Below are 653 nucleotides of genomic sequence, written 5' to 3'. Positions count from 1 at the left end.
AACCAAACAACATTTTTAAACACAAGCGTGATTCACGCCACGGGTGAATTGTACGCAAATCAAGGAAATAAACCATGAAAAAGAAATACGAACTTACTGATGAAATAGATATTCTCTATCGTCGACCAGTTCGTCGCATCCGTGCACTGAGAAACTTTGGAAAGGTCAAGAAAGGTGACCTAGGCGGTTATATAGAGCATGAAGGTAACCTCTCTCATGAGGGCGATTGTTGGGTTGGGGATAGGGCAAAGGTTTGCAGTAATGCTCAAATTTATGAGAATGCACAAGTATTTGGACGAGCACGTATCTCATGTAATGCACGTATTTATGGAAATGCTAATGTTTTTGGAAACGCTTGTGTTGAATCCAATGCACACATTTTCAATCATGCAAAAGTTTACGGAATAGCCGAAATTCACGGCAATGCCAAAATTTGTGAAAAAGCTCATATTGGTGGTGAAGCTGTTGTATGTGGTAACACATGTATTTCAGGCAACACACATATTAGTTATAATAGAAAAGCCGAACATATCCCTAGGAAAAGACAGAGCGTATAAGCACTTTCTAACACCCCAAAACCAGCCTTTTAACACAAGCGTGATTCACGCCACGGGGGAATTGCGCGCAATGTAGGAAATCAAGATGAGTGAACA

1 protein-coding gene is annotated in these 653 nt (G+C 40.6%); it reads left to right on the top strand.

Translation table 11 applies throughout. The features are described 5' to 3' along the window. Positions 1-74 precede the first annotated feature (74 nt). On the top strand, positions 75-557 hold the full coding sequence (locus ACFIJP_RS09540; protein ID WP_375627186.1) for a hypothetical protein: 483 nt from the start codon (positions 75-77) through the stop codon (positions 555-557). Positions 558-653 lie beyond the last annotated feature (96 nt).

Origin of the sequence: Bartonella sp. MU37NMGALS (assembly GCF_042194015.1) — a bacterium.
Taxonomy (GTDB): Bacteria; Pseudomonadota; Alphaproteobacteria; order Rhizobiales; family Rhizobiaceae; genus Bartonella; species Bartonella grahamii.
The sequence above is the reverse complement of the archived record's forward strand: the minus strand, read 5'-3'. Positions and strand labels throughout refer to the sequence as shown.

Excerpts from the sequence above, each read along its gene's own strand:
- ACFIJP_RS09540 (WP_375627186.1), top strand. The coding sequence starts at position 75 with ATGAAAAAGAAATACGAACTTACTGATGAAATAGATATTCTCTATCGT.